This window comes from Lacticaseibacillus parakribbianus (assembly GCF_025490915.1).
Lineage (GTDB): Bacteria > Bacillota > Bacilli > Lactobacillales > Lactobacillaceae > Lacticaseibacillus > Lacticaseibacillus parakribbianus.
The window spans coordinates 203,247-226,898 of the sequence record NZ_JANQBA010000003.1; the positions used below are offsets into that span (position 1 = coordinate 203,247).

20 protein-coding genes are annotated in these 23,652 nt (G+C 64.6%); 7 read left to right on the plus strand and 13 right to left on the minus strand.

The genetic code is table 11. The features are described from left to right. Positions 1-16 precede the first annotated feature (16 nt). Positions 17-1,267, plus strand: a complete 1,251-nt coding sequence (locus NUH19_RS04360; RefSeq protein ID WP_262315333.1) for an MFS transporter — start codon at positions 17-19, stop codon at positions 1,265-1,267. 61 nt (positions 1,268-1,328) lie between these two features. On the opposite strand, the gene NUH19_RS04365 is transcribed toward NUH19_RS04360, so the two are convergent. Next, positions 1,329-2,222, minus strand: coding sequence for a LysR family transcriptional regulator (locus NUH19_RS04365; protein ID WP_262315334.1), 894 nt, complete (start codon positions 2,220-2,222; stop codon positions 1,329-1,331). A 226-nt stretch (positions 2,223-2,448) separates the two neighbouring features. Here NUH19_RS04365 and NUH19_RS04370 point away from each other — a divergent pair, with 226 nt between their 5' ends. Continuing rightward, a complete protein-coding gene (locus NUH19_RS04370) occupies positions 2,449-3,507 on the plus strand; it encodes a PTS sugar transporter subunit IIC (protein WP_262315335.1) in 1,059 nt (352 codons plus the stop codon). Positions 3,508-3,525: 18 nt separating this feature from the next. Beyond that, positions 3,526-4,473, plus strand: coding sequence for a 2-dehydropantoate 2-reductase (locus NUH19_RS04375; RefSeq protein WP_262315336.1), 948 nt, complete (start codon positions 3,526-3,528; stop codon positions 4,471-4,473). 246 nt (positions 4,474-4,719) lie between these two features. Here the strand turns inward: NUH19_RS04375 and NUH19_RS04380 are convergent, their stop codons facing one another. Then, positions 4,720-5,643 (minus strand): LysR family transcriptional regulator, encoded by a 924-nt coding sequence (locus NUH19_RS04380; RefSeq protein WP_262315337.1) that lies wholly within the window; start codon positions 5,641-5,643, stop codon positions 4,720-4,722. A 163-nt stretch (positions 5,644-5,806) separates the two neighbouring features. Here NUH19_RS04380 and NUH19_RS04385 point away from each other — a divergent pair, with 163 nt between their 5' ends. Beyond that, positions 5,807-6,961, plus strand: coding sequence for a cobalamin-independent methionine synthase II family protein (locus NUH19_RS04385; RefSeq protein ID WP_262315338.1), 1,155 nt, complete (start codon positions 5,807-5,809; stop codon positions 6,959-6,961). Positions 6,962-7,369: 408 nt separating this feature from the next. Here the strand turns inward: NUH19_RS04385 and NUH19_RS04390 are convergent, their stop codons facing one another. The 7 genes from NUH19_RS04390 to NUH19_RS04420 all read right to left on the minus strand — a co-directional run bounded on the left by NUH19_RS04390 (position 7,370) and on the right by NUH19_RS04420 (position 14,236). Next, positions 7,370-8,011, minus strand: a complete 642-nt coding sequence (locus tag NUH19_RS04390; protein ID WP_262315339.1) for an SDR family oxidoreductase — start codon at positions 8,009-8,011, stop codon at positions 7,370-7,372. 175 nt (positions 8,012-8,186) lie between these two features. After that, entirely contained in the window at positions 8,187-8,768 is a 582-nt protein-coding gene (locus NUH19_RS04395; protein ID WP_262315340.1) for a TetR/AcrR family transcriptional regulator C-terminal domain-containing protein, read from the minus strand. A gap of 84 nt (positions 8,769-8,852) precedes the next feature. Further along, a complete protein-coding gene (locus NUH19_RS04400) occupies positions 8,853-9,434 on the minus strand; it encodes a uracil-DNA glycosylase family protein (protein WP_262315363.1) in 582 nt (193 codons plus the stop codon). 38 nt (positions 9,435-9,472) lie between these two features. Continuing rightward, complete coding sequence (locus tag NUH19_RS04405; RefSeq protein WP_262315341.1) at positions 9,473-10,405, minus strand: L-lactate dehydrogenase; 933 nt, start codon at positions 10,403-10,405, stop codon at positions 9,473-9,475. A 61-nt stretch (positions 10,406-10,466) separates the two neighbouring features. Continuing rightward, entirely contained in the window at positions 10,467-10,808 is a 342-nt protein-coding gene (locus NUH19_RS04410; protein ID WP_262315342.1) for an iron chaperone, read from the minus strand. A 765-nt stretch (positions 10,809-11,573) separates the two neighbouring features. Next, on the minus strand, positions 11,574-13,346 hold the full coding sequence (locus NUH19_RS04415) for a hypothetical protein (protein ID WP_262315343.1): 1,773 nt from the start codon (positions 13,344-13,346) through the stop codon (positions 11,574-11,576). A gap of 230 nt (positions 13,347-13,576) precedes the next feature. Beyond that, on the minus strand, positions 13,577-14,236 hold the full coding sequence (locus tag NUH19_RS04420) for a hypothetical protein (protein WP_262315344.1): 660 nt from the start codon (positions 14,234-14,236) through the stop codon (positions 13,577-13,579). 807 nt (positions 14,237-15,043) lie between these two features. Here NUH19_RS04420 and NUH19_RS04425 point away from each other — a divergent pair. Genes NUH19_RS04425 through NUH19_RS04435 form a run of 3 tightly spaced genes read left to right on the plus strand, consistent with a single transcriptional unit; the run spans position 15,044 to position 18,955 of the window. Next, positions 15,044-17,449 carry an ATP-dependent DNA helicase gene (locus NUH19_RS04425; RefSeq protein ID WP_262315345.1) on the plus strand — a complete coding sequence of 802 codons (2,406 nt, stop codon included), beginning with the start codon at positions 15,044-15,046 and terminating at the stop codon, positions 17,447-17,449. After that, on the plus strand, positions 17,442-18,128 hold the full coding sequence (locus tag NUH19_RS04430; RefSeq protein ID WP_262315346.1) for a hypothetical protein: 687 nt from the start codon (positions 17,442-17,444) through the stop codon (positions 18,126-18,128). Before NUH19_RS04425 ends, NUH19_RS04430 begins: the two co-directional genes overlap by 8 nt. Next, the gene (locus NUH19_RS04435) at positions 18,125-18,955 is read left to right on the plus strand and encodes a sce7725 family protein (RefSeq protein ID WP_262315347.1); all 831 of its coding nucleotides are present in this window, start codon (positions 18,125-18,127) and stop codon (positions 18,953-18,955) included. The genes NUH19_RS04430 and NUH19_RS04435 overlap by 4 nt, the downstream gene beginning before the upstream one ends. Before the next feature lie 105 nt (positions 18,956-19,060). Here the strand turns inward: NUH19_RS04435 and NUH19_RS04440 are convergent, their stop codons facing one another. The 4 genes from NUH19_RS04440 to deoC form a co-directional block, all read right to left on the minus strand. Next, a complete protein-coding gene (locus tag NUH19_RS04440; RefSeq protein ID WP_262315348.1) occupies positions 19,061-20,632 on the minus strand; it encodes a C40 family peptidase in 1,572 nt (523 codons plus the stop codon). A gap of 202 nt (positions 20,633-20,834) precedes the next feature. Then, positions 20,835-21,542 (minus strand): purine-nucleoside phosphorylase, encoded by a 708-nt coding sequence (deoD, locus tag NUH19_RS04445; protein ID WP_262315349.1) that lies wholly within the window; start codon positions 21,540-21,542, stop codon positions 20,835-20,837. Positions 21,543-21,668: 126 nt separating this feature from the next. After that, complete coding sequence (locus NUH19_RS04450; RefSeq protein ID WP_262315350.1) at positions 21,669-22,862, minus strand: phosphopentomutase; 1,194 nt, start codon at positions 22,860-22,862, stop codon at positions 21,669-21,671. Next, entirely contained in the window at positions 22,855-23,523 is a 669-nt protein-coding gene (gene deoC, locus NUH19_RS04455) for a deoxyribose-phosphate aldolase (RefSeq protein WP_262315351.1), read from the minus strand. The genes NUH19_RS04450 and deoC overlap by 8 nt, the downstream gene beginning before the upstream one ends. Positions 23,524-23,652 lie beyond the last annotated feature (129 nt).

The following is a 23,652-nucleotide window of genomic DNA, read 5'->3' on the forward strand; positions in this document are numbered from 1 at the left end:
AAAGAGATGACCCGGCTTGAACGTCCTTCGCAGCACCTTCTCCTCCCTGCGCAACCCCAACTTCCGCTACTTCTGGCTCGGCCAGCTGCTGTCGGTGATGGGAACGTGGATTCAACGCACCGCCCAGACCTGGCTGGTGTACCAGATGACCGGCTCGGCGCTTTTGGTCGGGATTCTGTCGGCCTGTCAGTTCGTGCCGATTCTGGGCCTGACCCTGATCGCCGGCTCTTTGATCGACCGCTTCCCCAAGCGCCGCATCCTGATGATCACCCAGACCGGTTTCCTGCTGCTGGGCGTCGTCATGACCGCCATCGTCTACCTCAAGGTCGTCGCCTACTGGCAGGTGCTGTTGATTGCCATCGGCTATGGCGTCCTTCAGAGCTTCGACACGCCGACGCGCCAGTCCTTCGTGGTCGAGCTGGTCGGGCAAAAAGACCTGATGAACGGCATTTCTTTGAACTCAACCGTTTTTAACCTGGCCAAAATCGCCGGCCCGTCGATCGCGGGGGTGCTGATGGTGCAGTTCTCCGTCGGTTTTTGCTTCCTGGTCGACGCGATTTCCTACCTCGCCGTCTTGCTTGGGCTGTTTTTGATTCACCAGACCCACGCCGTGGCGACGCCGTCCAAGCAGCGCATCTGGCGCGACGTGCTGGACGGGCTGCGCTACGTGTGGACCCACGCAGAGGTGCGGCTTTCCGCCGAGATGATGCTCGTGGTCTGCACCCTCAACTACAACAACAACGTGATCATCCCCATTTTTGCCAAGGAGGTCCTGCATTCTGGGGCCCAGACCTACGCCAACCTGCTGTCGGCGACCGGCGTCGGCAGCCTGGCCGCCGCAATCCTGCTCAGCTACCTGTCGCGCTACGGCCTGCAGCGCAACTTGTACGTGGCCGTCGCCTTGGCGACCGCCACCCTGCAGGCAGCGATGATTCTGGTTCACAGCTACGCCCTGGCCGTCGTCGTGATGGTCGCCGTCGGCTTTTGCAATATGGCCTTTCTCAACCAGAGCAACGCGAGCTTCCAGTACGACATTCCGCACAACCTGCGCGGCCGCATCATGAGCGTCTACGTGCTGCTCAACCAAGGCACCACGCCGATCGGCAGCCTCTACGTCGGCGGCGTGATGGACGTCGCCGGCGGCCTGTGGGGCTTTCCGTCCTGCGGCTTCCTGGCGCTGATCCTGCTGGTGCCGGTGCTGTGGTACCACCGACCGCTGATTCACCAGTGGCGCGTGGCCGCGGCCCGACGCCACAGCCACGCCTGACTTGATTTTCAAAAACGCCTCGCCACCTTGCGGCCGCAGTCGCCGGTGACGAGGCGTTTTTTTAGTGCGACCGGCCGCCGGTGACGTAGAGGTCTCGGGCCATGCGCTTGAGCGAGCGGATGATCGGGTTGGCCGACTCCTCCTTGAGGTAAACCAGCCCCATCGGCAGCGCCGGCTGCTTGCCGGCCAGCGGAAGGCCGCGCAGCGTCGGGTCGGCCAGCGAGTCGAAGAACGACCGCGGCACGATGGTCACGCAGCTTTGCTGCTTCACCTGGTCGATGCAGGCGTGGTAGCTTTCAAGCGTGTAGGTGTAGCTCGGTGCGATGCCGGCGAAACGGAAGAACTGGGTCACCGAATTGTTGATGTAAAACACCTCGCGCAACACCGCCAGCGGATGGGCGAGCAGCTCCAGGGCCGACAGCTGCGCCACGCCGTTGAAGTTCGGATCCTCCACCCGGGTGACGGCGACCAGGTGATCGATGAAAACCCCGCTGGTCTGAAGCGTCTTGGGTACCGTGTCCAGGAAGCTGAAGCCGACCGTCAGCGAGCGGTCGGTCACGCGCTGGATGATGTCGCGGTTGAAGGTCTCGGCGAAGGTGAACCGCGCCTTGGGGTAGGCCGCCTGCAGCTCCTGGCTCAGTGGGAACACCAAGTGAACCCCCGAGGCGCCAATGGTGAAGCGCTGGTTGTTAGCGCTGTTGAACCGGTACATCAGCCGGTTGGTTCGCTGCACCTCGTCAAAAATTCGCGTGGCCGACAGCGCCAGCTGCTCGCCGGCCGGCGTCAGCCGGATCTGGCGCTTGGAGCGATCGATCAGCTGGCAGTTGTACTCCGCCTCAAGCTGGCGAATCTGATTCGACAGCGACGGTTCAGAGATGAACAAGCTCTCCGCGGTTTGCCGGTAATTCAAAATCTTGCTGAGGGCGAGGAACGATTCCAGCGTTCGTAAGCTCAATGGTGACAACCCCTTCCACATCTGATAGCTTCATCCTATCATACTGATTCCGCTTTGGTCATTGTTAATTATTGAGCAACGCCGTATCTTTGCCTTGTTGAGTGAAATCATTCACAGAATTTGTTCGTGCGTGGCCGGCGCCTGATCAACGCCGCCACGCCGCCATCATTTGTCCGGTGCCGCGGGTTGCGGCGTCGGCACACTTGTCACCCAAGGAGGACAATCAATGAATGAGTTGAAGCAGTACAAACCCGGCGACTTCTGGCAGCGCCTGCTGTCGGCCGTCGCCATGGCCATCGTGGTCGGGGTCACCCCTTCCGCCATCGTCTCACCGTTCATCTCCGGGCTCGCCTCGACCAGTCCGTTTTGGGCCGCCATCAGCACCGCCACCAGCCTCTGCCAGTTCTCCGTGCCGCTTGCGGCCGGGATCCTGGCGGCCACGCGCTTCAACCTCACCATGGTTGAGTCGGCCTCGGTCGGCCTGGCCGCGATGATCGGCAGCGGCGCCATCGCCGTCAAGAACGGGACCTTCACCCTGGTCGGCATGGGCGATCTGATCAACACGATCATCATCATCGCCCTGACCATCGTCGTGATGTTTTTGATTCGCAAGCGCGTCGGCAGCTTCGCCTTGATCGTCGACTCGATCGTCGGCGGTTCGCTGATGGGGGCCTTTGGCACCTGGAGCTACCCTTACGTTCACATGATTTCGACCTGGATCGGCAAGCTGTTGAACACCTTCACCGACCTGCAGCCCGTCTTAATGTGCCTGCTGCTCGGCACGGCCTTCGCGGTGTTGATCGTCACCCCGATTTCGACCATCGCCCTGGGCTACGCGATCGGGCTCAGCGGCCTGGCCGGCGGCACCCCGAGCGTCGCCATCACCGCCTGCTTCATGTTCGTCGGCATCGCGACCTACAAGACCAACGGCATCGGCCTGTCGATTGCCATGTTCTTCGGCTCCGTCAAGATGATGCTGGCCAACTTCGTCAAGCATCCCCGCATGATGATTCCCATCGCCGTGGTCGGCGCCATCGGCGGCTTGACCAACGCCTTGCTGTTCAAAATCACCGCCGTCGCCCAGTTCTCCGGCTTCGGCCAGCCCGTCGCCGCAATTCACGCCTACGCAACCGTCGGCGGCAGCGCCTTGGTGAAGCTCCTCGTGGTCGCCTTGGCCTACTACATCCTGCCCTTGGTCTACTGCCTGATCGTCTGGGCCCTGTTCAAGAAGTTTTTGCCGAATATTTACAACGAGGCCGACTGGAAGGTCGACCTGAGCAAGTAACACGGAAGGAAGGAACACATGATGAAAATCGCAATCGCTGGCGCCGGCGCAATGGGCAGTCGCTTTGGCAAAATGCTCCAGGATGCCGACCAAGACGTCACCCTGATCGACAACTGGGCCGCCCATGTCACCCGGATTCAGCAGCACGGGCTACTGTTTCACCTGCCGGAAGGCGACGCCACCGTCGCCTTTCCGGCCTTCACCCCGGACGCACTCAAGCCGCAGCATTTTGACCTGATCATTCTGTTCACCAAGGCCATGCAGATGGCCGGCATGCTCGAAGACATTCAAGGCGTGATCGACCAGGACACTAAGATTTTGGTGCTGGCCAACGGCATCGGCAACGTCGAAACCATCGAGCGGTTCGTGCCGCGCAAGCAGATCATCGCCGGCGTCACCGTCTGGTCGGCCGAACTCGACGGCCCGGCCGAAGTCACGCTGACCGGCACCGGTTCCGTCAGCCTGCAGGCCGTCGCCCCGGACGCCGCCAACGAAGCGTTTTTGACCCAGCTGGTCGCGGTGATGAACCAGGCTCACCTCAACGTCACGGTGTCGCCGAGCGTTATCGAGGCGATCTGGAAGAAGGCCGCCTTCAACAGCGTCTTGAACACCTACACCAGCCTGATCAGCTGCAACGTCGGCGAGTTCGGCAGCTTCTCCCACCGCGACGCCCTGATCACCTCCACGCTGCACGAAATCGCGCAGGTCGCCACCGGCCTCAAGGTGCCGTTCGACGAACCCGCGACCCTGGCCCTGATCATGAGCCAGTTCGCCCCGGGCCAAAACGGGGCCCATTACGCCTCCATGTACCAAGACCTGGCCAAAAACCGCCTGACCGAAATCGACTACCTCAACGGCTACGTGGCCAAAAAAGGCGCCGAGCTCGGCATTCCCACCCCGATCAACAACACCCTGACGGCGCTGATTCACTGCCGCGAGGAGCTCAACCAAATGCAGGCCAAGTAGCCGCAGCCAAACAGGCGCCGCTGCCCTTACGGGTGGCGGCGCCTGTTCGCGCGTTCTGGGGGCGACCGCGGCTTACGGCTACGGCTGCGGCTTGCGGCTACGGCTGCGGCTTGCGGCTACGGCTGCGGCTGCGGCTTGCGACACGCGGCCTGCGGCTGCTTCGCGTGACCCGGCAGCGGCCGGTGCCGTCCCGGACCGGGTGGCCGCCGGTTTCATCTGGTTCGGCCGCGGGTTGGCCGGCCGGCCTCAGTCCAGAATCGTGAAGCCGTAGTGGCGAATGTAGCGCTTGAGCAGCGCCAGGTAGCGCGTGGCGGTCGGCGACAACGCCAGCTGCTTGCGGCGCAGGTAGCCCAGGGTGATCGGATCGTCGATGGCCAGGGGAATCGCGACGATTTTCTCGTCGTTCAGGTCGCTTGAGATAATGCCCGAGCTGATGGTGTAGCCGTTCAGGCCGACCATCAGGTTGAAAATGGTCGCGCGGTCGGACACCCGCACGTGCGTCGCATGGGCCAGGGTGCTTTGAATCTCCTCGGCGAAGTAAAAGGAGCTCGCGTCGCCTTGCTCGTAGGAGAGGTAGGGGTACGGCGCCAGGTCGGCCAAAGTCAGCTGACTTTTGGCCGTCAGCGGGTTGTCGCGGCCGACGAAGACGTGCGGCTGGGCGACGAACAGCGGCGTGAAGGTCAGCCCCTTTTCGGCGATCAGCCGGCGCATCACCGGCGCGTTGAAGCCGTTGAGGTAGACGATGCCAAGCTCGGACTGGCTGGTCTGAATGTCGGCCAAAACGGCGCGGGTCTGGGTCTCACGCAGCGTGAAGTCGTAGGCCGCCCCGCCGATTTCCTTGACCAGCTCGACGAAGGCGTTGACCACGAAGGCGTAGTGCTGCGCCGAAACGGAGAAGTGCTGCTTGCGCCCGGTGCCGCGGCGAAAATGGCCGTCGAGCAAGTCAACTTGGTCCAAGACCCCCCGGGCGTAGTTGAGAAACTCCCGCCCGGAATCGGTCAGCGTGATGCCGACCTTCGAGCGGTAGAAGAGCTGAAGTTGGTACTCTTTTTCCAGCTCCTTCATCGCCTGCGAGAGCGACGGCTGGGAGATGAACAGCCGCTTGGCGGCCTCATTGATGGAGCCGGTGGCCGCGATGGCCTCCAGGTACTCGAGTTGTTGAATGCGCATGTTGTCCTCCTTGCGGCGCCGCACCGCTCGCCGGCCTGACGCGCGGTGCGGTGCCGGCCTGTTATAGGCGTTGCCTATTATAGCATGAACGAAGCGGGTATTATCTATTTGTTGCGGTGCCTGCTAAGATGAGCCTAAACACATTGCAATGGAGGACTCGCTCATGACTCAAACCCGTTTTCAGATTGTCGGCTCGCTGCTGCGGCCGGCCGCGCTGCTCGCCTATAAGGACCAGATCGAACACCGTGACGACATCACCTACCCGTTTTACACTGATTTTCCCGGCTACCAGGCAACGGAGACCGCGGCGATTCGAGACGTCGTGGCCAAGGAAAAGGCGCATGGCCTCGACGTCTTGACCGACGGCGAGTACTCCAAGTCGATGTGGCACCTGGATTTTCTCTGGGGCTTTGGCGGCATCCAACGCAAAATCGTGGATCACGGCTACCGCTTCGAGGACCACGACGGCGGTGACTTCGAGACGCGCAAGGACATCGGGCTCGCCATCACGGCGCCGCTGTCCGGCAAACACCACCACTTCATCGACATTTTCAAGGCGCTGAAGGTCCAGGCCGGCGGCACCGCAGTCAAAACCACGGTGTGGGGGGCCGCCCACGCCTACACCGAGCTGACCTTCTTCGACCACCTGTACGGCGCAGGGCAGGTCTACGAGACCAAGGCCGCGCTGAAGGCCGGACTGATCCACGCCTACCAGGAGTTTTTGACCGAGTACAAGGCCGCCGGCGGGGAAATCGTCCAGTTCGACGACTGCCTGTGGGAGCTGTTCTCAAGCGACAATCCGTCCGGCTTCTACGCCGCCAACGGCGCAAACATCGAGGCGCTGGCCGACGAGTTCGTCGCGATCAACAACGCGGTCTGCGACTTCGGCCACGCGCTTGGCCTCAAGGTCTGGACCCACAACTGCCGCGGCAACTACGCCTCCCGCCACGCGGCCGGCGGCTCGTATGCGACCATCGCCAAGAAGTTCCTGGGCGACCAGCACTACGACCGCTTCTTCCTGGAGTGGGACGACGAACGCGCCGGCGCCATCAGCGCCTTGGCCGCCTTGCAAAACCGGCCGGACGTCGAGGTCGTGCTCGGGGTCCTGAGCTCCAAGATCAGCGGCCTGGACGACGAAGACCGCGCCTTGCGCCTGCTGAATCAGGCCGCCGCGATCCTGCCCAAGGACCACCTCTACCTCTCCCACCAGTGCGGCTTTGCCAGCTGCGATGGCGGCAACGAGCTGACCGAGTCCCAGCAATGGGCCAAGATCGACCAGGGCCAGCGCCTGGCCAAGGCGTTTTGGGGCGAGGCCTGACGCACGGCCACTCAAAAACGCGGTCGCACTGCCCCTATTGGACGGTGCGACCGCGTTTTGCGCCTCCTGCCCGACCTGATCGGCGGATTGGCCGAAAAGCCGCTTGACGATCACCGCAGCCCGATGCCGCGACCCTCGCGTCTTGTCGGGCGACTCAAAAAGGCCGCCACCGCAGTAGCCGCCCTTGAAGTGTGTGCGTCATACTCCCGTGCTGCACCGCCCCCACGGCGTTCAGTACAGGCAATGGTAATCGTGATCGTGCTGACAGCTTACACCCCGTCTGACGGTGGCCGCCGGCACAACTAGTATGCCCCGTACACAATATTCTCATTAATGCTACCACAAATGTGACACGGTGTCTGTTTCTTTTGCGGAGCATTTTTTACAAATCAATTGTGAAAAATCGTACTAATAAAACGACGGCTTGGCCCCGTCCGTGTTCGGCTGGTTGACGCCCAGCGACGCGCGAACGTGCTGGGTCGGCTCCTGGATCAGCTTGACGATCAGATCCGCGATGCTCTTGCGGGACACCTCGGTCCCCTTGAACGCCTCACCCTTTTCGGTCAGCTCGTAGGACACGAGGTCCTTGTTGGACAGCCAGGCCGGGCGAATGATGGTGTAGTCCAGGTCGCTGGCCTCGATCACCTTGGCCGCCGCGGCGTAGGTCTCCAGGTAGCCGCCGTCGAGCATCTGGTGGTTCCACTTGCCGTAAGCGCCCGGCACCTCGTCGTAAATGCCCAGCGTCGAAATCCAGATCAGCCGCTTGACGCCGGCCTGATTGAGCCCGGCGACCACGGCCTGGGCCTGGGCCTCGATGCCGCGGTTGCCGAGGTTAGCGTAGACGATGTCGACGCCTTGCGCCGCCTTGGCGATGGCGGCCGCGTCGGTCGCATCGCCTTCCACGACGGTTTCACGCGCCGCGTCTTGCACGGTCAGGCGCTTGGCCTTGCGCAGAAAAAGCGTCAGCGTCGCGTCGGTGTCCTTGAGCAACTGGGCCTCCGCCAACTTCGCAATCTGACCGTTGGCGCCGAGAATCAAAACTTTAGTCATATGATAACTTCCCTTCCGTTCTTACAAGTACACATTACCACTATTAATTAGTAAGTAAACGGACAAATGCTGGCAGGTGTCCGGTCCCACGCAGGCGACCCCGCCGCGGTGCCGGCAGGCTTTTCTGGCGCAAAAAAGGCGGCCCCTCGCGGAGGCCGCCTTTTCGAGTGAGTGGTCACGCCTCACGCCGGACCACCGGACCGGCCGCCTGGTTCAAGAGGCCGGCGAAGCTGCCGTCCAGGAAGGTGCCGAGGTGCGTCTCAAGCGTCGCCACTGGCACCGGTGCAGGCGCCGTCAGCCAGCGCCTGAGCTCGTCCACGAAGGCCGTGCTCAGCATGTCCTGCAAGAAGCGCCGGTAGTCCGGGTCAATCGTGAGGTGGTGGGTGCGGCTGAGGTCGGTCAAAATCGCCTGGATCATGTCGCTCAGGTGGCCGCGAATCACGTCCTCCGGCGCGTTTTGCTCGTCGATCGCGATCACGATGCGGTAAAACCGCGCGTTGGCGGCAAAGTAAGCGAGCATCGTATGCAGCGTCTGCGGCCAGTACTGGTAATGCCCGCAAAAGGCCGCCGCCGCGTCGATTTCGGTGCGGTAGATGTGGCCGAGCACGTCGAACTTGTCGCGGTAGTAATCGTAAAACGTCTGGCGCCGCAGCCCGGCCCGCTTCATGATGCTGGTCACGTTGATGTCCGCAAAGGGAACCGTGCCGACCAGCGCCTTGGTCGCCTGGGCAATGCGTTCTTTCGTCTCTTCCGTCATGCCACACCTCGTGTTTCATTGTGCCGGCGCCGCGCAATCGCGCCGCCGCTGTTGCTCACGCTGCCGCCGGGCCCAACCCGCCGCCTACGCCTGCAGCGCCGCGTGTACCTGCCGCTGCAGGGCCGGCACCACCGTGGTTTCGAACCAGGGATTCTTGGCCAGCCAGCCGTAATTCAAGGGCGACGGGTGAACCAGCGGGAAGTACGGCGCGTAGTCCTCGAACTGCCGCACCGTCGCCGTCAGGCTCTTGGCCGCCCGTTTTTTCAGGTAGAACTTCTGCGCGTAGGCGCCGACCAGGAGAATCAGCTGGACCTTGGGCATCAGCGGCAGGAATTGCGGGTGCCACTTGGCGGCAAACCCTTGGCGCGGCGGCAGGTCGCCGTGGGCCCCCTTGCCCGGGTAGTAGAAGTCCAAGGGCATCACGGCCAGCTTCCCCGAGCGGTAAAAATCGTCATCGCTGATGCCCATCCACTGGCGCAGCCGCACTCCGCTGGGATCGTTCCAAAACACCATCGAGGACTGGGCCTTGTTGCTCGGCGCCTGGCTGATCAAGAGCATCGTCGCATCCGGGGTGATGTGGTAAAGCGGCCGAGTCCCGGCCAGGGTGAAGGCGCGGTTTTGCGGGTCGGCCTGAATCGCCGCGTCAAGCACCGCCAAGCGCCGCACCGCCGCGTCGCGCGTCGCCAGGCTGCGGTCCGCTTGGCTCAATCCAGCACCTGCTGCAGGTTATCCTGCAGGATTTGGGCCGAGTCCTGCAGCCGGCGCAGGTCGTCTGGGTTCAAGTCGAGCTCCAAAATCCGGTCCAGGCCGTTGGCACCGAGCAGCACCGGCACCCCGATCGAGACGTCGTGGAGGCCGTACTCGCCGTCCAGGTGAACAGACATTGCAAAGGCCGCGTGGTCGTCGTTCAAGACCGCCTGGGTCAGGCGCGTCAGGCTGGCCGCGATGCCGTAGAAGGTCGCGCCCTTCTTTTGGATGATCGAGTAGGCCGCGGTTTTGACCCGCTCACCGATGGCGGCAAAATCGGCGTCCTGGCGAGCGGCCGGAACGAACTCGCGGATCGGCTGGCCGCCGATGGTGGTGAAGTCCCACACCGGGAACTCGGAGTCGCCGTGCTCGCCCATGATGTAGCCGTGAACGGCGCGAACGTCGACGTTGTAGCGGCGCCCGATTTCCGAGCGCAGCCGCGCGGAGTCCAGCGCGGTGCCGGAGCCCAGCACCCGATTTTTCGGCAGGCCGGACAGGCGCAAGGTCAGCTCCGTCAGGATGTCGACGGGGTTGGACGCGACCAGGATGATGCCGTCGAAGCCGTTTTTCATGATGTTGGCCACCACGGACTTGATGATCGCCGCGTTCTTTTGCAACAGCTGCAGGCGAGTCTCGCCCGGCTTCTGGGCGACGCCGGCCGTGATTACCACGATGTCGGCGTAGCGGCAGTCCTCGTAGTTGGCGGCGTAGATGTTTTTTTGCGCGACGTAAGGCAGCGCGTCGACCAGGTCCTCGACGTCGCCTTGGACGCGCTCGCGGTTGACGTCGATGATGCCGATGCTCTTGCCGACGCCAGTGGTCAGGCAGTTGAAGGCGTAGCTGGAGCCGATGGCCCCGTCGCCGACCAGGATGATGTTTGCAGATTTCATAGTACCCTCCTTGTGGCAAGGTTCACTTACCGGTCAATGCTTACCGTTCCCCCAAAACTTGTCAGTTCAACGCCGCCAGCCGCACCGCGACCAGCTTGGCAATCAGTGTCTCCGGCAGCGGCCGGTCGTAAGGCAACTGCAACGCGCCCTTGCTGTGGCTGAAGCCGACCAGCTCGGACGCAAGCGCCGAAAGCGGCGCGCTGGTCGGATAAAAGCCGACCCAGCCCTTGAAGGCGCCGAAGTACACCAGCACCGGACCGCCGGGCTGGCGCAGCGCCGGCATGCCGTAGCTGAAGGTCTCAACCGCCGCAGGCAAAAGCCTCTGAAGCAGCTCGTACAGCGCCTGCGTCTGCGGTCGCTGGGCCGCCGGCAGGTCGCGCAGGTAGTCCGTGATGACGCTCACCGTGACCCCTCCCACTGATTATTTGTAACCATCTCAAGCATGACGCCTTTCGCCCAAAAGTGCAAGCGCAGGCACCGAAAAATTCACCGGCTTGCACGAAGACCGCCGCGCATCCCGCCTCCGGTCGCCCGGGCCAATTTCGCACCGCCACGCCGCAACCGCTCGAACGCGCAGTCGCCCCGAGCAACCGTTCGCACTCGCGCAGCCGCCGCGAGCAACCGCCGCGAGCAACCGCCGCGAGCAACCAAAAAGCCGGGGGCTGTCGTAATCACGACAGCCCCCGGCCGCGCCGAAGCCACCGGACTCACACTGTCCGGTGGCCTTGGCCTGATTCGGTTACGTTGCTGGCCTCGTCTTGCCAAAGTGGTGCCATTGCGCCCACCGGTTCCGGACACCGCGCGGCTGACTCGGCTGGGAGTGGCGGTGGCCGGCCTGCAGCCGGTGGGGTGGTGCAAGGTCCCTGGTATTCCCCTAAGTATGGTCCCGGGGTTGCACGAAAACTCTCGAGTTGAAAGCCGTGTGGCGATACACTGCGGCCTGGCATGGGTGGGGGCTGTCGCCTTGGTGCGAACCGCTGGCGCAGTCCCGCGCGGTGGATACTACGGCAACCAAGGCCTTGGCCGCCTCCCCGCACAAGAACAATCATTCGAGTGTAGCTTAACACCAGACCAATTTTCCGTCAAGCAATTCGCATCGCCTACTGTAAAAGCCCGATGCACCGCGGCCGGCGGCGACCAATTTGCCGCTTTTTGGGGGCCACGCAGCCTAGCGCCACGCCGAAGCGGGAATGCCGACCGACACCAGCCACTCGGGATAGAACTCGGCGCGGAAGGTGTTGCCCAAAAAGCGCATGTCGGCGACCAGCGCGACCAACGCGTCGATCACGCGTTGGCTCGGCGCCACGGTGTAGGCCAGGATCAGCTTGGCCACCTCGTAGCTGGCCCCGGGGTTGAGGAACATGTCGGTGAGCGGCCGCTGCGCCATGTCGTTTTGCATCCGCCGGGCGAACGCGGCATCGCGGTTGTCGCCGATGAACTTGGCGTAGTTGGACCAGTCGAAGGCCATCATGTTCGCGCCGGTGGTGCGTTCGCTGAGAACGGTGCGGCGATACACGGACTCAATCTGCGTTAGGCTCCCGGCGTTGTAGATAAAATCATTCATCGCCTTGGCCACGTTGTCCGGCCAAAACGTGACCGCCGCGGTGCCGCTCAGCACCGCTCGTACCATCACGGGATCGGCCGGGGTGGCCGGCAGGATGCCCTCGTTGACGAACACCTGCCGCACCCCTTCCTGCTCGATTAGCGTCATCCAAGTCGGCATCCCGGTGTCGTGCTCGGCCACCTTGTGGATCAAGGCGGCGGCGTCTGGGGCCGCGAAGCGCTGGGGGTGAACCCGCACCTCCTGCAGCTCGTTTTGCAGTCGCACGTGCCGGTTCAAGGGGCTTTCCAGCCAGTTGGTGAACAGGTCGGACTGCCCCAGCCGCTGGTAAAGCGCCAGCACCCGGCCGAAGCCAAGCGCCGACTCGCCGTTTTCAAAGCGCGATTGCGTCGAACTCGACCAGGCCACCGCGGCCTGGCTCAGCGTCAGCCCCAGCCGCCGCCGCAACACGCCGAGCTGTGGCCCATCCGTGAAGCTACGCCGGCCATCGAACACCAGCGCCGCATCCACCGGCGTGTCGCGCAAGTCGGGATTGTGATGCGGCCGCTTGCAGGCCACCCGGGCCTGCATCAGTAACCGGGCCCGGTTGCCGACCGGCGCATGCGCGTACTTGTCCGTCAACGCCAGGGTGCGGGTCAAAACCGCCGCGTTGGCCGCACTCGGGTCCTTGGCCCAGGCGACGCCGCGGCGCAGCACCAGACACTCGCACTGCCAGTTCACGTTCGCCGGCACCCGGTCTTCTTCCTGCTGGGCCACCACCGCGTCGTTGCTTGCGATGATCGCCCAACCCAGCGCGTCCAGCCGCTGGCGCAGCCCCCACCGCGGCTGGCCCAGCTGAGCCTGCCCCAAGGCCGCCAGCCGGGGCAACAGCAGTCCCAAAAGCTCGCTGCTGGCAAAGGGCGTCACGGCGATCAGCAGGCTGGTCTGCAGCGTGTTCCACGAATCGGGATAGCGCAGCAAGTCGGCCACCAGCTGCTCCGAAGCCGGGGTCAGCTCGCGGTTCGCGGCGGGTTGCGAGCCGTACTCGACCACCAGCCGGGCGGCGGCCTGAAGTACGGTGCCGCGATCGGCTTGATGCGCGGCCAGGTAGCGCGTCAAAAGCAGCGTGAGTCTGGCGGCGGCAACCTGGTTCAAGAGGCTGGGTACGGCCAGCGGCCACGACCCTTTTTGCCGGTCCTGCCAGTACATCAGGTCATGCGCGTCCAGTATCAGGTTGTGCATCACCACCGTGGCGCTGGCCACGGACAGGTCGGTGGCGCCGCGTTCGAAGCGCGACAGCCCCGCGGCGCTGCCGCCGGCGCCGGCCGCCTGGGCCAGCGTGATGTGCTGCCCCTGCCGCGCCTTCCGGAAAAACGCGCCGATGGTCTCATCCTCTGCCATGCTTGCCTCCTCACCGGTGCCGCAGCCCGGCGCTTGCCGGCCCTGGCTTCTGCGGCCGCCACGCACGGGCCCGGTTCACCACGTCGCCGCCGCCCTCGCCCGACCGGGTTCCCCCGCTAGCTTCGCTTGCAGCGCGGCCACCGCTTGGGCCGCGGTCGTTTGTGCGGCCTACCGCCTGGGCTTCAACCGTTCGTGCAGCCTACTGCTTAGGCCTCAGCAGTTCGTGCGGCCTATCGCTTAGGCTTCGGCGCGGTTTTGGCCGACACCGTCTTGGCCGCGGTTTTCTTCGCCGTGGTCTTGCGGGTCGTGGTCTTCTTGGCCGCGGTCTTGCGCGTGGTGGTCTTCTTGGCCGCCGGCTTGCGGGTCGCGGCCTTCTTGGTGGTGGTCGCCTTGGCCCGGCTGGCTGGGACCTCCTTGACCACCGGCTTAGGCGCAGTGCGTTCAGCCTCGATCAAGGCCAGCTTCTCTTGGACCTCGGCAATCACCGCCGCCTGGTTAGCTGCGCGATTTTGCACGTAGGCGTCGGCCTCCGCCACAATGTCGATGCGCAGCCCGGACTGGTTGACGTACGGCGAAATCACAATCAGGTTGACCCGCAGCGGCACCGTCGCGTCCTCGGCCAGGAAGTTGTTGACCTTGCGCGAGTCGGCGAATGGCAGGTTGATCACGCCGGTTTCAAGCCGCACCGTGGTCGGCTCCGCGCTTTCAATCACCAGGTCGACCTGGGCCAAAACGCCTTGGTCAAGCGCCGCGTCCAGCGCGGAAAACGCCGGCTGCATGGCCTTCTCCACGCCGCCTTGGCTCACCTGCTCGGGCGTCGCCGTGAACTGGGTGGTTTGGTAGTTACCGTTTTCGATGGCCTCTTGAAAGGCCGTTACGTTGATTTCCATTGTTTTCGTCTCCGTTTGTCGGCCCCGCTGGACCGTTGCTTGGCGGCCATCACAGGCCCCACTGTTCGTCGGTCGCCGCCGCGGCGGCAACACATCACGGCCCATTCTACCGTACTTTCGCGCCAGGTTTCAACCGCCGCGCCTTCCCGGAAGGAAACTGGTGTTCTATAATGGGAAGAGCGAAGCCGAGCGGGTTTAGCGGGACGGCTAGCGTAAGACTGGGCGTTGGGCCGCACTTGGCCCGGCGACCGGTCTGAGCTAGCCGCTCCGGCGATGCTCGGCGTAGCTCGACAGAGAAGAGCGAAGCGGGGCGGGTTTAGCGGGACGGCTAGCCTAGCGCCGCGAGTTGGGACCCGCACTTGGTCCCAAGTCGCGGTGCGTAGCTAGCCGCTCCCGCGTTGCCCCGCGTAGCTCGACAAGGAAGAGCGAAGCCGAGCGGGTTTAGCGGGACGGCTAGCGTAAGGCTGGGCGTTGGGCCCGACCCACGGTTTCCACAGGTGTTGTGCATAAATGGACCCACCGCACTGCGTCTGTCGACCGCATGCTGCAAGGGCGGAGGGCGGCGCGGCAAGGGAGCCGTGAAAGGATTGGCCGCCCGGATGACCCGCGCTTTTTGCGGGGCATTCGCGTGACCAATCCCGGCAAAGCCAGAGACAACCAAGGGAGCCGCAGGCGACGGTTGGCTCTGGCTTTAGGTTGGAGCCCAACGGGCGGAAACCGGCCGCACCGCCCCCTTGCCGCGCCGCCCGGAGCCCCCGCTGCCGACACGCAAACACACCAAACCGCAAGAAGAAAGGAGGCGTCACCATGTCCGACCACCGCATCGGCATCCGCGAGCTGGTCGAGCTCACGGTTCGCACCGGAGACCTCGACCCGGCCACCAGCAACTCGAACAACACCGCGCAGCTGGGCAGCCAGATCCACCGACGCCTCCAGGCCGCCCACAAGGAAGACTACGAAAAAGAGGTCTACCTGACCCAAGACGTCGCGGTCAACGGCCAGACCTACACCATCGACGGCCGCGCCGATGGCCTCGACACCAGCGGCGCCATCCCGGTGATCGAGGAGATCAAGACGTCGGCGCGGGACTGGGCCGACGTCACCCAAAACACCAAGGACCGCTACTGGGCCCAGGCCCGAATCTATGGCCATTTTCTCTGCCTGGACCGCGGCTTCGAGAAGGTGCAGCTGGACCTGATTTACTACCAAACTGCAACCGACGAGGTGACGCGGTTCAGCGAGGTGCAGACGGCGCCGGACCTCGCGCTGTTTTTCGAGGACCTGATTGCCGATTGGGCCGACTGGCTGCGGATGCGCTCGGACATCGTGACGGCGCGTGACGCCTCGATTCACGGGCTGCCCTTCCCCTTCGGCGCCTACCGCAAGGGCCAGCGCGAGCTCGCCGTGGCGGTGTACAAGACCATCGCGGCCAAGACGCGGCTGTTCGTCGAGGCCCCGACCGGCACCGGCAAAACGATCTCGACGCTTTTCCCCACCATTCAGGCGATGGGGGCCGGGCTGATTCAACGCGCCTTCTACCTGACCGCCAAGCAAAGCACCCGGCACGTGGCCGAGCACGCGATGGCGCTGATGACCGAGAAGGGGCTTGAGGCCAAGTCGATCACCCTGACGGCCAAGGACGTGATTCGCTTCGCGGATGAGCCGGACGACCCGACCCAAAACCCCTACATGCTCGGCTACTACGACCGGCTGCGGCCGGCCCTGAAGGACATGCTGGACCACGAGGCGGCGCTGACCCGCGACGTGATCGAGACCTACGCGAAAAAGCACACACTGGACCCCTTCGAGTTCTCGCTGGACGCCAGCCTGTTTTGCGATGTCATCATCTGCGATTACAACTACCTGTTCGACCCGGCGGTGTTTTTGCAGCGCTTCTTCGCCGGCCCGGATCCCGACAACTTTTTTTTGGTCGACGAGGCGCATAACCTGGTCGACCGGGCTCGCAGCATGTACAGCGCCGAGCTGACAGACACCGCGTTCAGCGACCTGAGCCGCGCGTTGCGGCCCAAGCGGGGGCTGGGGCTGACCGCCGTCAAGGGCGACCTGACGCGCGTCATCACCGCCTTTGACGCGGTGGCGGTCAGCGTCGACCAGACGCCTTTGACCTTCCAAAAAGACCCGCTGGACGACTTCGCCGGCGCGTTGGACCGTCTCGCCACCAGCGTTCACGACTGGCTGAGCCAGCCGCCCGACACCCGCGATGAGGCGCTGGTCGACCTGGTGCTGCCGGTGTTTTTCACCGTCACGGGCTACCTGCGCATCGCCGATCTGTACAACGCGGCTTACGAAACCGAAATCGCGATTGCGGCCGGCGCCATTACCATCAAGCAGTTGTGCCTGGACCCAAGCGATTTCGTCGCCAACTGCCTGGCCAAGGGGCGCGGCGCCGTGCTGTTCTCCGCCACCCTGTCGCCCTTGGATTACTACCAGGACCTGCTGGGCGGCCAAGTTGACAGCCTGGCCTACCGCCTGCCCTCGCCGTTCCCCAAGGAAAACCTGAAGGTCGTCGTCACCCAAAACATCACGCCGACCTACCGCAACCGGGAGAGCTCGCTGCCGGACCTGGTGGCCAGCCTGATTCTGATGGCCACCACCAAGCCCGGCCACTACCTGGTGTTTTTGCCGTCGCACAGCTACCAGGCGACGGTTTTGGCCGCGTTCAAGGCGGCGGCACCGACGCTTGCGGTGGTCGCGCAGGAGGCCGGCATGGACGCGGCCGCCAGAGCGGCGTTCATCGCGCGGTTCACGGACGACGCGAGCCCGGTGGTCGGCTTCGCCGTGCTCGGCGGCATTTTCGCCGAGGGCATCGACCTGGGTGGCGCCGCCTTGGTTGGGGCGGCGGTGGTCACCGTCGGGCTGCCGGGGCTGAACCCCGAGACCGACCGGCTGCGCGACTACTTCAACGCCCAGGGCAAGGATGGCTTCGCCTACGCCTACCAGCTGCCCGGCTTTAACAACGTGCTGCAGGCCGGGGGCCGCGTGATTCGCGGGGCTCACGACGTCGGCGTGATCCTGCTTGCCGACAGCCGCTTCGCCGGGCCCAGGTATGCCCCGCTGTTTCCGCCGCACTGGGCCCATGCCACCGTCGCTTACGGCATCGACGACCTGGCCAGCCAGCTCACCGCGTTTTGGGCGGCGCATGACGCCTTGCCGGCCGGCGACCACCCGAGAAAGGAGGACGCGCATGTCTAAAACCGCACTGACGCTCGATCTGGAACGCACGCTTTACGCCTACTGGGAGGAACTCGGCGCCGTGGCCGTCGAGGAGGTCACCATGCCCGACGACCAGGGCATCGTCGACACGCTGGTTCGCCAGCAAGACGAGACCGGCACCACCTGGCGCTGCTTTGAGCTGAAGGTCACCAAGGCCGACTTCCACTCAAGCGCCGCCTTGAGCTTCGTCGGCCACTACAACTACTTCGTGCTGCCGACCAAGCTGTACCAGCAGGTCACTTCGGAGATCCCGGCCGGCATCGGCGTGATGACCTACGCGCCTTATACGGCGGCGCTGATGGCCGCGACGCTGTTGCCGCCGGCCGCCCCGGGGCAGCTGACGGTCGCCCGCAAGCCGACCCGCCAGGCGCTGCAGGTCCCCGAGGCCGCGCTGTGCGATCGCTTCATCGCCAGCCTCAACCGCGAGGTCCAAAAGGCCAAACGCGCCGCCCGGGGCCCCCGCGCGTTTTCGGACGACGAGCTGATGCGCGAGCTGCGCCGCCGCGGCAGCGACTACGCGGTTTACGACCCGGCGGCCAACCTCTACGACCGCTTCTTCGGCGAGCTGAGCGACACCACCGTCGCCACCCTGCAGGAAGAGGTCGACGCGCTGGCGGCGGAGCTGGCATTGGCCAAGCTCAAGGCGGCCGGCGCATGATCTACTACCCGCTGATTCGCGGTCGCCAGTTCGACCTGCTGGCGCTGGCCGGGCTGGCCAAAACGCTGTCGCCCAGTATCGTGCCGATCATCGAACCGGTCAAGGACCTGCCGAGCCTCACGCGGGTGACCGCGGCCTTCGCCCAGGCGAGACACCCGCTGTTCGTCATCGCCAATCCCCAGGTCGGCACGTACGGCCTGCTCGAAACGCCGCGGCACCGCGTGGCCTACGACGGCACCTGGGTGCGAGCGGCCCGGTACTTCGACGCCCAGCCGGCCGCCTTGGTGATCGCGACCACCACCGCCCAGCTGGCGGCGCTTTTGCCCGATCAACCCGTGGTGGTGCCGGACGCCGCCAGGTTCCGGGCGGCCGGCCACCCGCAGGCGATTTACCTAAGCGACCACTACCCGACCCGGGCGGCCACCGAGGATTACTACCGGCTGCAGCGCGATTTTTACCAGTACCCCCAGGCGCAGCTTTCGGGGGCAGGATTCGCCGACTACCCGTTGAGCAGCCACTGGTACGACGAACATGGCTACCCGCAACGCGCCATCGCGCTGCACCTGCTGTACCAGGACCGAGGCATGCTGTACCTGCGCCACTTCACCTCGGTCAACAACGCCGACTACCAAAACCCCAAGGTCAAATTCTTCGAGGCCCTGGCGCCGCTGGCCCCGTGGCTGGCCGCGCATCCCCAGGCGGCCACGCCGGCGACGGCCGCGCTGCTCGAGCTTGGCCGCACCCAGCACTTCCCCGGCCTCGGCACGGTGCGGCGGCTGCAGCTGGCCCACTTCATGACCGTGATGGGGCGATGGCTGGATGACTGAGCGATGACCCGCTTGATTGCAGCCGCCTCGATCATTCCGTCTGATGCCACATAAAAACCCGCGTTTCGCTTTTGGTAGCGAGACGCGGGTTGTTTTGTGTCAGAATTAGAAGACCCGAACCGCGAAGGATGGGTAGAAGTACTGGGAAATCGCCGCCGTGGTGACGGTTTGGCCCGGCTGCGGGGAGTGAATGTACTGGCCGTTGCCCAGGTACAGCGCCACGTGGTACGGGGTACCGGCGGTCGCCCAGAAAATCAGGTCGCCGCGCTGCGCGTTGGCCACGGAGACGCGGGTGCCGTTGTACTGCTGGGTGCCGGTGTAGCCGCCCAGCGTGATGCCGGCGCCGTTTTGGAAGGCGTAGTACATCAAGCCGGAGCAGTCGAAGCTCGACGGGCCCTTGGCGCCCCAAGTGTAAGGCTTGCCAATCTGCTGACGGGCCACCTTGATGATGGCCTCGATCTTGGCCGAACGGGAAACCGTCGGCGTGGTCGGCTTAGCCGGCGTGGTTGGGGTCGTCGTGTCCTTGGCCGGCGTGGACGGCTGGGCCGGCGTCGTGGTGTCCTTGGCCGGGGTCGTGTCCTTAGCCGGCGTCGTCGCGGTCGTGCCGGTCTTGGTGAAGCGGGCCGGAATGAAGCCGCCGGCGGTCAGGCGGTACCAAACCTCGCCGTCGACCGTGGTCTTGCCGTTGGCCTTGACGCTTTGGCCGTCGGTGAGGTACGTGCCGTTGGCCTTGCTGTAACCCGCGGTGGTCCAAACGGTGACGACGCTGCCCGGGTTGGACACGGTCAGCGTGTAGCTGCCGGCCGTCACCGGCGCGGTCGTCGTGGCCGGGGTCTCGGTGTCGGTCTTGGCCGGCGTCTCGGTCTTGGCCGAGGTGTCGGCCGTTGCGGCCGGGGTCGTCGTGGTCTCGGTCTTCGCCGGCGTCTCCGTCGTTGCGGCCGGCGTCGTGGTGGCCGTGCTGGTCGCCGGCGTCTCGGTCTTAGCCGGCGTCGTCGTTGCGGCCGGGGTCGTCGTGGTGGCCGCCGGCGTGGTTGTGGTCTGGGTTGGCGTCGTGGTCGTCGCCGCGGTCTCGGTCTTCGCCGGAGCCGTGGTGGTCTTGGCCGGTGTCGTCGCAACCGCCGCGGTCGTGGTCTGGGCGGCGGCCGCGCCGTTAACGCTTGCGTAACGCGCCGGCACGTAGCCGCCGTTGCTCAGGCGGTACCAGGTCTCGCCGCCGTTGGTGGTCTTGGCCACCGCCTTGACGGTTTGGCCGGCGGTCAGGTAGCGGCCGGTCGGGGCGGTGTAGCTGGTGCTGCCCCACACCGTCGTTGCGCCTTGGGTGTAGGTGACGGTCAGCGCAAAATCACCGGGCTGGCTGGTGCCGGTCTGGGTCGCGGTGGTCTTGGCGCCACCGGCCACGCTCAAGTAGACCTCTGGGATCCACTCGTTGGCGCCGATCTGGTACCAAGTCGTGCCGTTGATGGTCTTTTGGCCCTTGATTTCGATTTGCTGGTTGTAAAGCACGTAACGCTTGGCCTGGTTGAAGGCCGGCGTCTGCCAAACAGTGGTGGCGCCTTCCTGGTACGTGACCGTGCCCGTTGCGGCGCTCACTTGGTTCGGGGTTGTGGCAAGCGCGGCAAGCCCGGCAGCACCGGCGATCCCTGCTGTTAACGCGAGTGCTTTAGTTGTCTTTCCCATACGCTCTGAGTCCTCCCATGTGGTGCTTGATTATTTCGTAAGTTCTTTTAGTATTTCTTAAAGAGTTACTTAAAGATTACCACGTTGACCCCGCCATTGCACCAGAAAGCGTGTTCGTTGGCGGCCGCAACCGGTGAAAAAAGCAAAAGAAAGCGGTCATGTCGGCGTTTTGGCCGGGCATCACCGTTATTTAACATTTATGTTACACCTTTTTGGCTACGGCCAGCGCCAGGCGGATCATGTCGTCGAAGCTGGTCTGCCGCTCCGCCGCCGTGGTTTCCTCGCCGGTCACCAGGTGATTAGACACGGTGAGAATCGCCAGCGCCTTGCGGTGGTACTTGGCCGCCAGCAGGTACAGCGCCGGCGTCTCCATCTCGCTGGCCAACACGCCGTAGTCGCAGAGCTTTTGGCGGTCGATTTCGTCGTTGTAGAAGCGGTCCTCGCCCAAGACGTTGCCGACGTGAACCTTTTGCCCCGCCTGCTCCGCCAGCGTGTCGGCCAGCCGCAGCAGCCCGAAGTCCGCCAGGGGGCTGTAGTAGATGCCGGCGCCGAACGTGTTCAAAATGATGCTGGAGTCGGTGCTTGCGCCTTGCGCCAGCACTAGGTCGCGAACGTGGACGTCCGGGGCCAGGCCGCCGGTGGTGCCGACGCGAATCAGCGTCTGGACCCCGTAGTCCTGAATCAGCTCGGTGGCGTAGATGCCGATGGACGGAATGCCCATCCCCGTCGCCTGAACCGACACGCGCCGGCCCTCGTAGGTGCCGGTGTAGCCGAACGCGTTGCGAACCGTATTGTACCGCTCGGGGCGATCGAGGTAATGCTCGGCGATGTACTGGGCTCGCAGCGGGTCGCCGGGCAGCAGCACGACGTCGGCGATGGCCCCGGGTTGGGCTTCAATGTGGGTACTCATACTATGCGCCTCCTTGATTGAATCGACGAAAGTTTACCTATTAAACTGTTGAGGTAAGGCGGTGAAAATGGCCCGATTGCGGCGGCGCCAGGTGGCCCGGCCAAGCGGCCCCCCTGCCGGCCGGCGCTACTTCAAAAGCCCCAAGAACGACGCCCCGACGCCGTTGCCGGCGACGCCGAAGTTGGCCAGCACCGTGGCGCCGAGGTCGGCGAACGGCGAGCGAACGCCGAGGTCGCCGCCGCCCGGCAGCGCCTTGCTGTAGGCGATCAGCGGCACGTACTCGCGCGTGTGGTCGGTCCCGGTGAAGCCCGGGTCGTTGCCGTGATCGGAGGTGATCAAAAGCAGGTCGTCCGGCGCCATCGCCGCCAGCAGCTCGCCCAGCTGGCGGTCGAAGGCCTCAAGCGCCTCGCCGTCGCCTTGCGCGTTGCGCCGGTGGCCGTACATCGCGTCGAAGTCGACCAGGTTGGTGAAAATGAACCCGGTGCGATCGCTTTGCACCGCCTCAATGGTCTTGACCATGCCATCCGCGTTGGATACCGTGTGAACGCCGGCGTCCAGCCCCTGGCCGGAGAATATGTCGTTGATCTTGCCGACGCCGTACGTCGCCACCCCGGCGGCCTGCAGGCGGTCGAGGTCGGTCGGGGCGTTGGGCATCAGCGCGTAGTCGTGGCGGTCGCTGGTGCGGGTGAACGTCGCCGCGGAATCGCCGACGTAAGGCCGCGCGATCACCCGGCCGATGCGGTAGGGTTGCTCGGTCGTGATGCTTCGCACGTATTCGCAGATGCGGTACAGCTCCGCGAGCGGAATCACCGCCGTGTTGGCCGCGATCTGCAGCACCGAGTCGCCGCTGGTGTAGACGATCAGGTCGCCGGTCGCCAGCTGCTGCTCACCGAACTTGGCGATCACCTCGGTGCCGGAGTACGGCAGGTTGACGATCACCTTGCGGCCGGAGAACGCCTCGATCTGCGCGATCAGCTCGCGGGGAAAACCGTGCGGGAAAAAGCCCAGCGGCTCCAGCACCGGCAGCCCCATCATCTCCCAGTGGCCGTCCATGCTGTCCTTGCCGGCCGACACCTCGAACATTTTGCCGAAGTACCCGCTCGGCTCGGCCACCGGCCCGACGCCTGGAATCGGCCGCGGCCGGGCGATGTTGCCCAGCCCCAGCCGTTGCCAGTTCGGCAGGTGCAGCCGGCCGGCAAAATGGTCCCCGATGTGCCCCAGCGTGTCGGCCCCGGCGTCTTGGTACTTGGCCGCATCCGGCGCCGCGCCGATGCCGATGGAATCCGTGACGATGGCAATGATGCGCTTGAACTCAGGCATGGGCTTGCGCCTCCTTCATGATCGCCACCCCGGCGCTTGCGCCCAGGCGACTGGCCCCGGCGGCAATCAGCGCCTGAGCGTCCTTCAGCGTGTGAATCCCCCCGGCCGCCTTGACGCCCAGCCGGTCGCCGACCGTCTTGCGCATCAGCGCCACGTCGGGTACCGTGGCCCCACCGCCGGCAAAACCGGTGGATGTTTTCACATAGTCGGCCCCGGCCGCCTCGCTGAGCTCGCAGGCCCGGACTTTTTGCGCATCCGTGAGCAACACGCACTCGATGATCACCTTGAGCAAGGCGTGGCCGGCGTGAGCCGCGGCCGCCACCGCCGCGATGTCTTGCTGCACCGCCGCGTCGTGGCCGGCCCGCAGCTCGCCGATGTTGATCACCATGTCGACCTCGGTGGCGCCGGCCTCAATCGCCTGCGTCGCCTCCGCCGCCTTGATGGCCGTCGCGTTGGCCCCCAGCGGAAAACCGATGACCGTGCAGACGTTGACACCGGACCCGGCCAGCGTTTGGGCGGCCAGCGGCACCCAGTACGGGTTGAGGCAGACGCTCGCAAACCCGTACTGCTTGGCCTCGGCGAGAATCTGGGCGACCTGCTCCTGCGTCGCCTCCGGTTTCAGCAGCGTGTGATCGATGTACTTGGCTAATGGCTTCTCCATGCCGATTCCTCCTGTTTTCGCGTTGCGGTATTCAACTCATTCTACCATCATCGGGCAGGGAAGTGCTGAAAACGCTTCGGCGCCGTGGCCGATTCACCAAACCGGGGCGGGTCGCATAACGACCCGCCC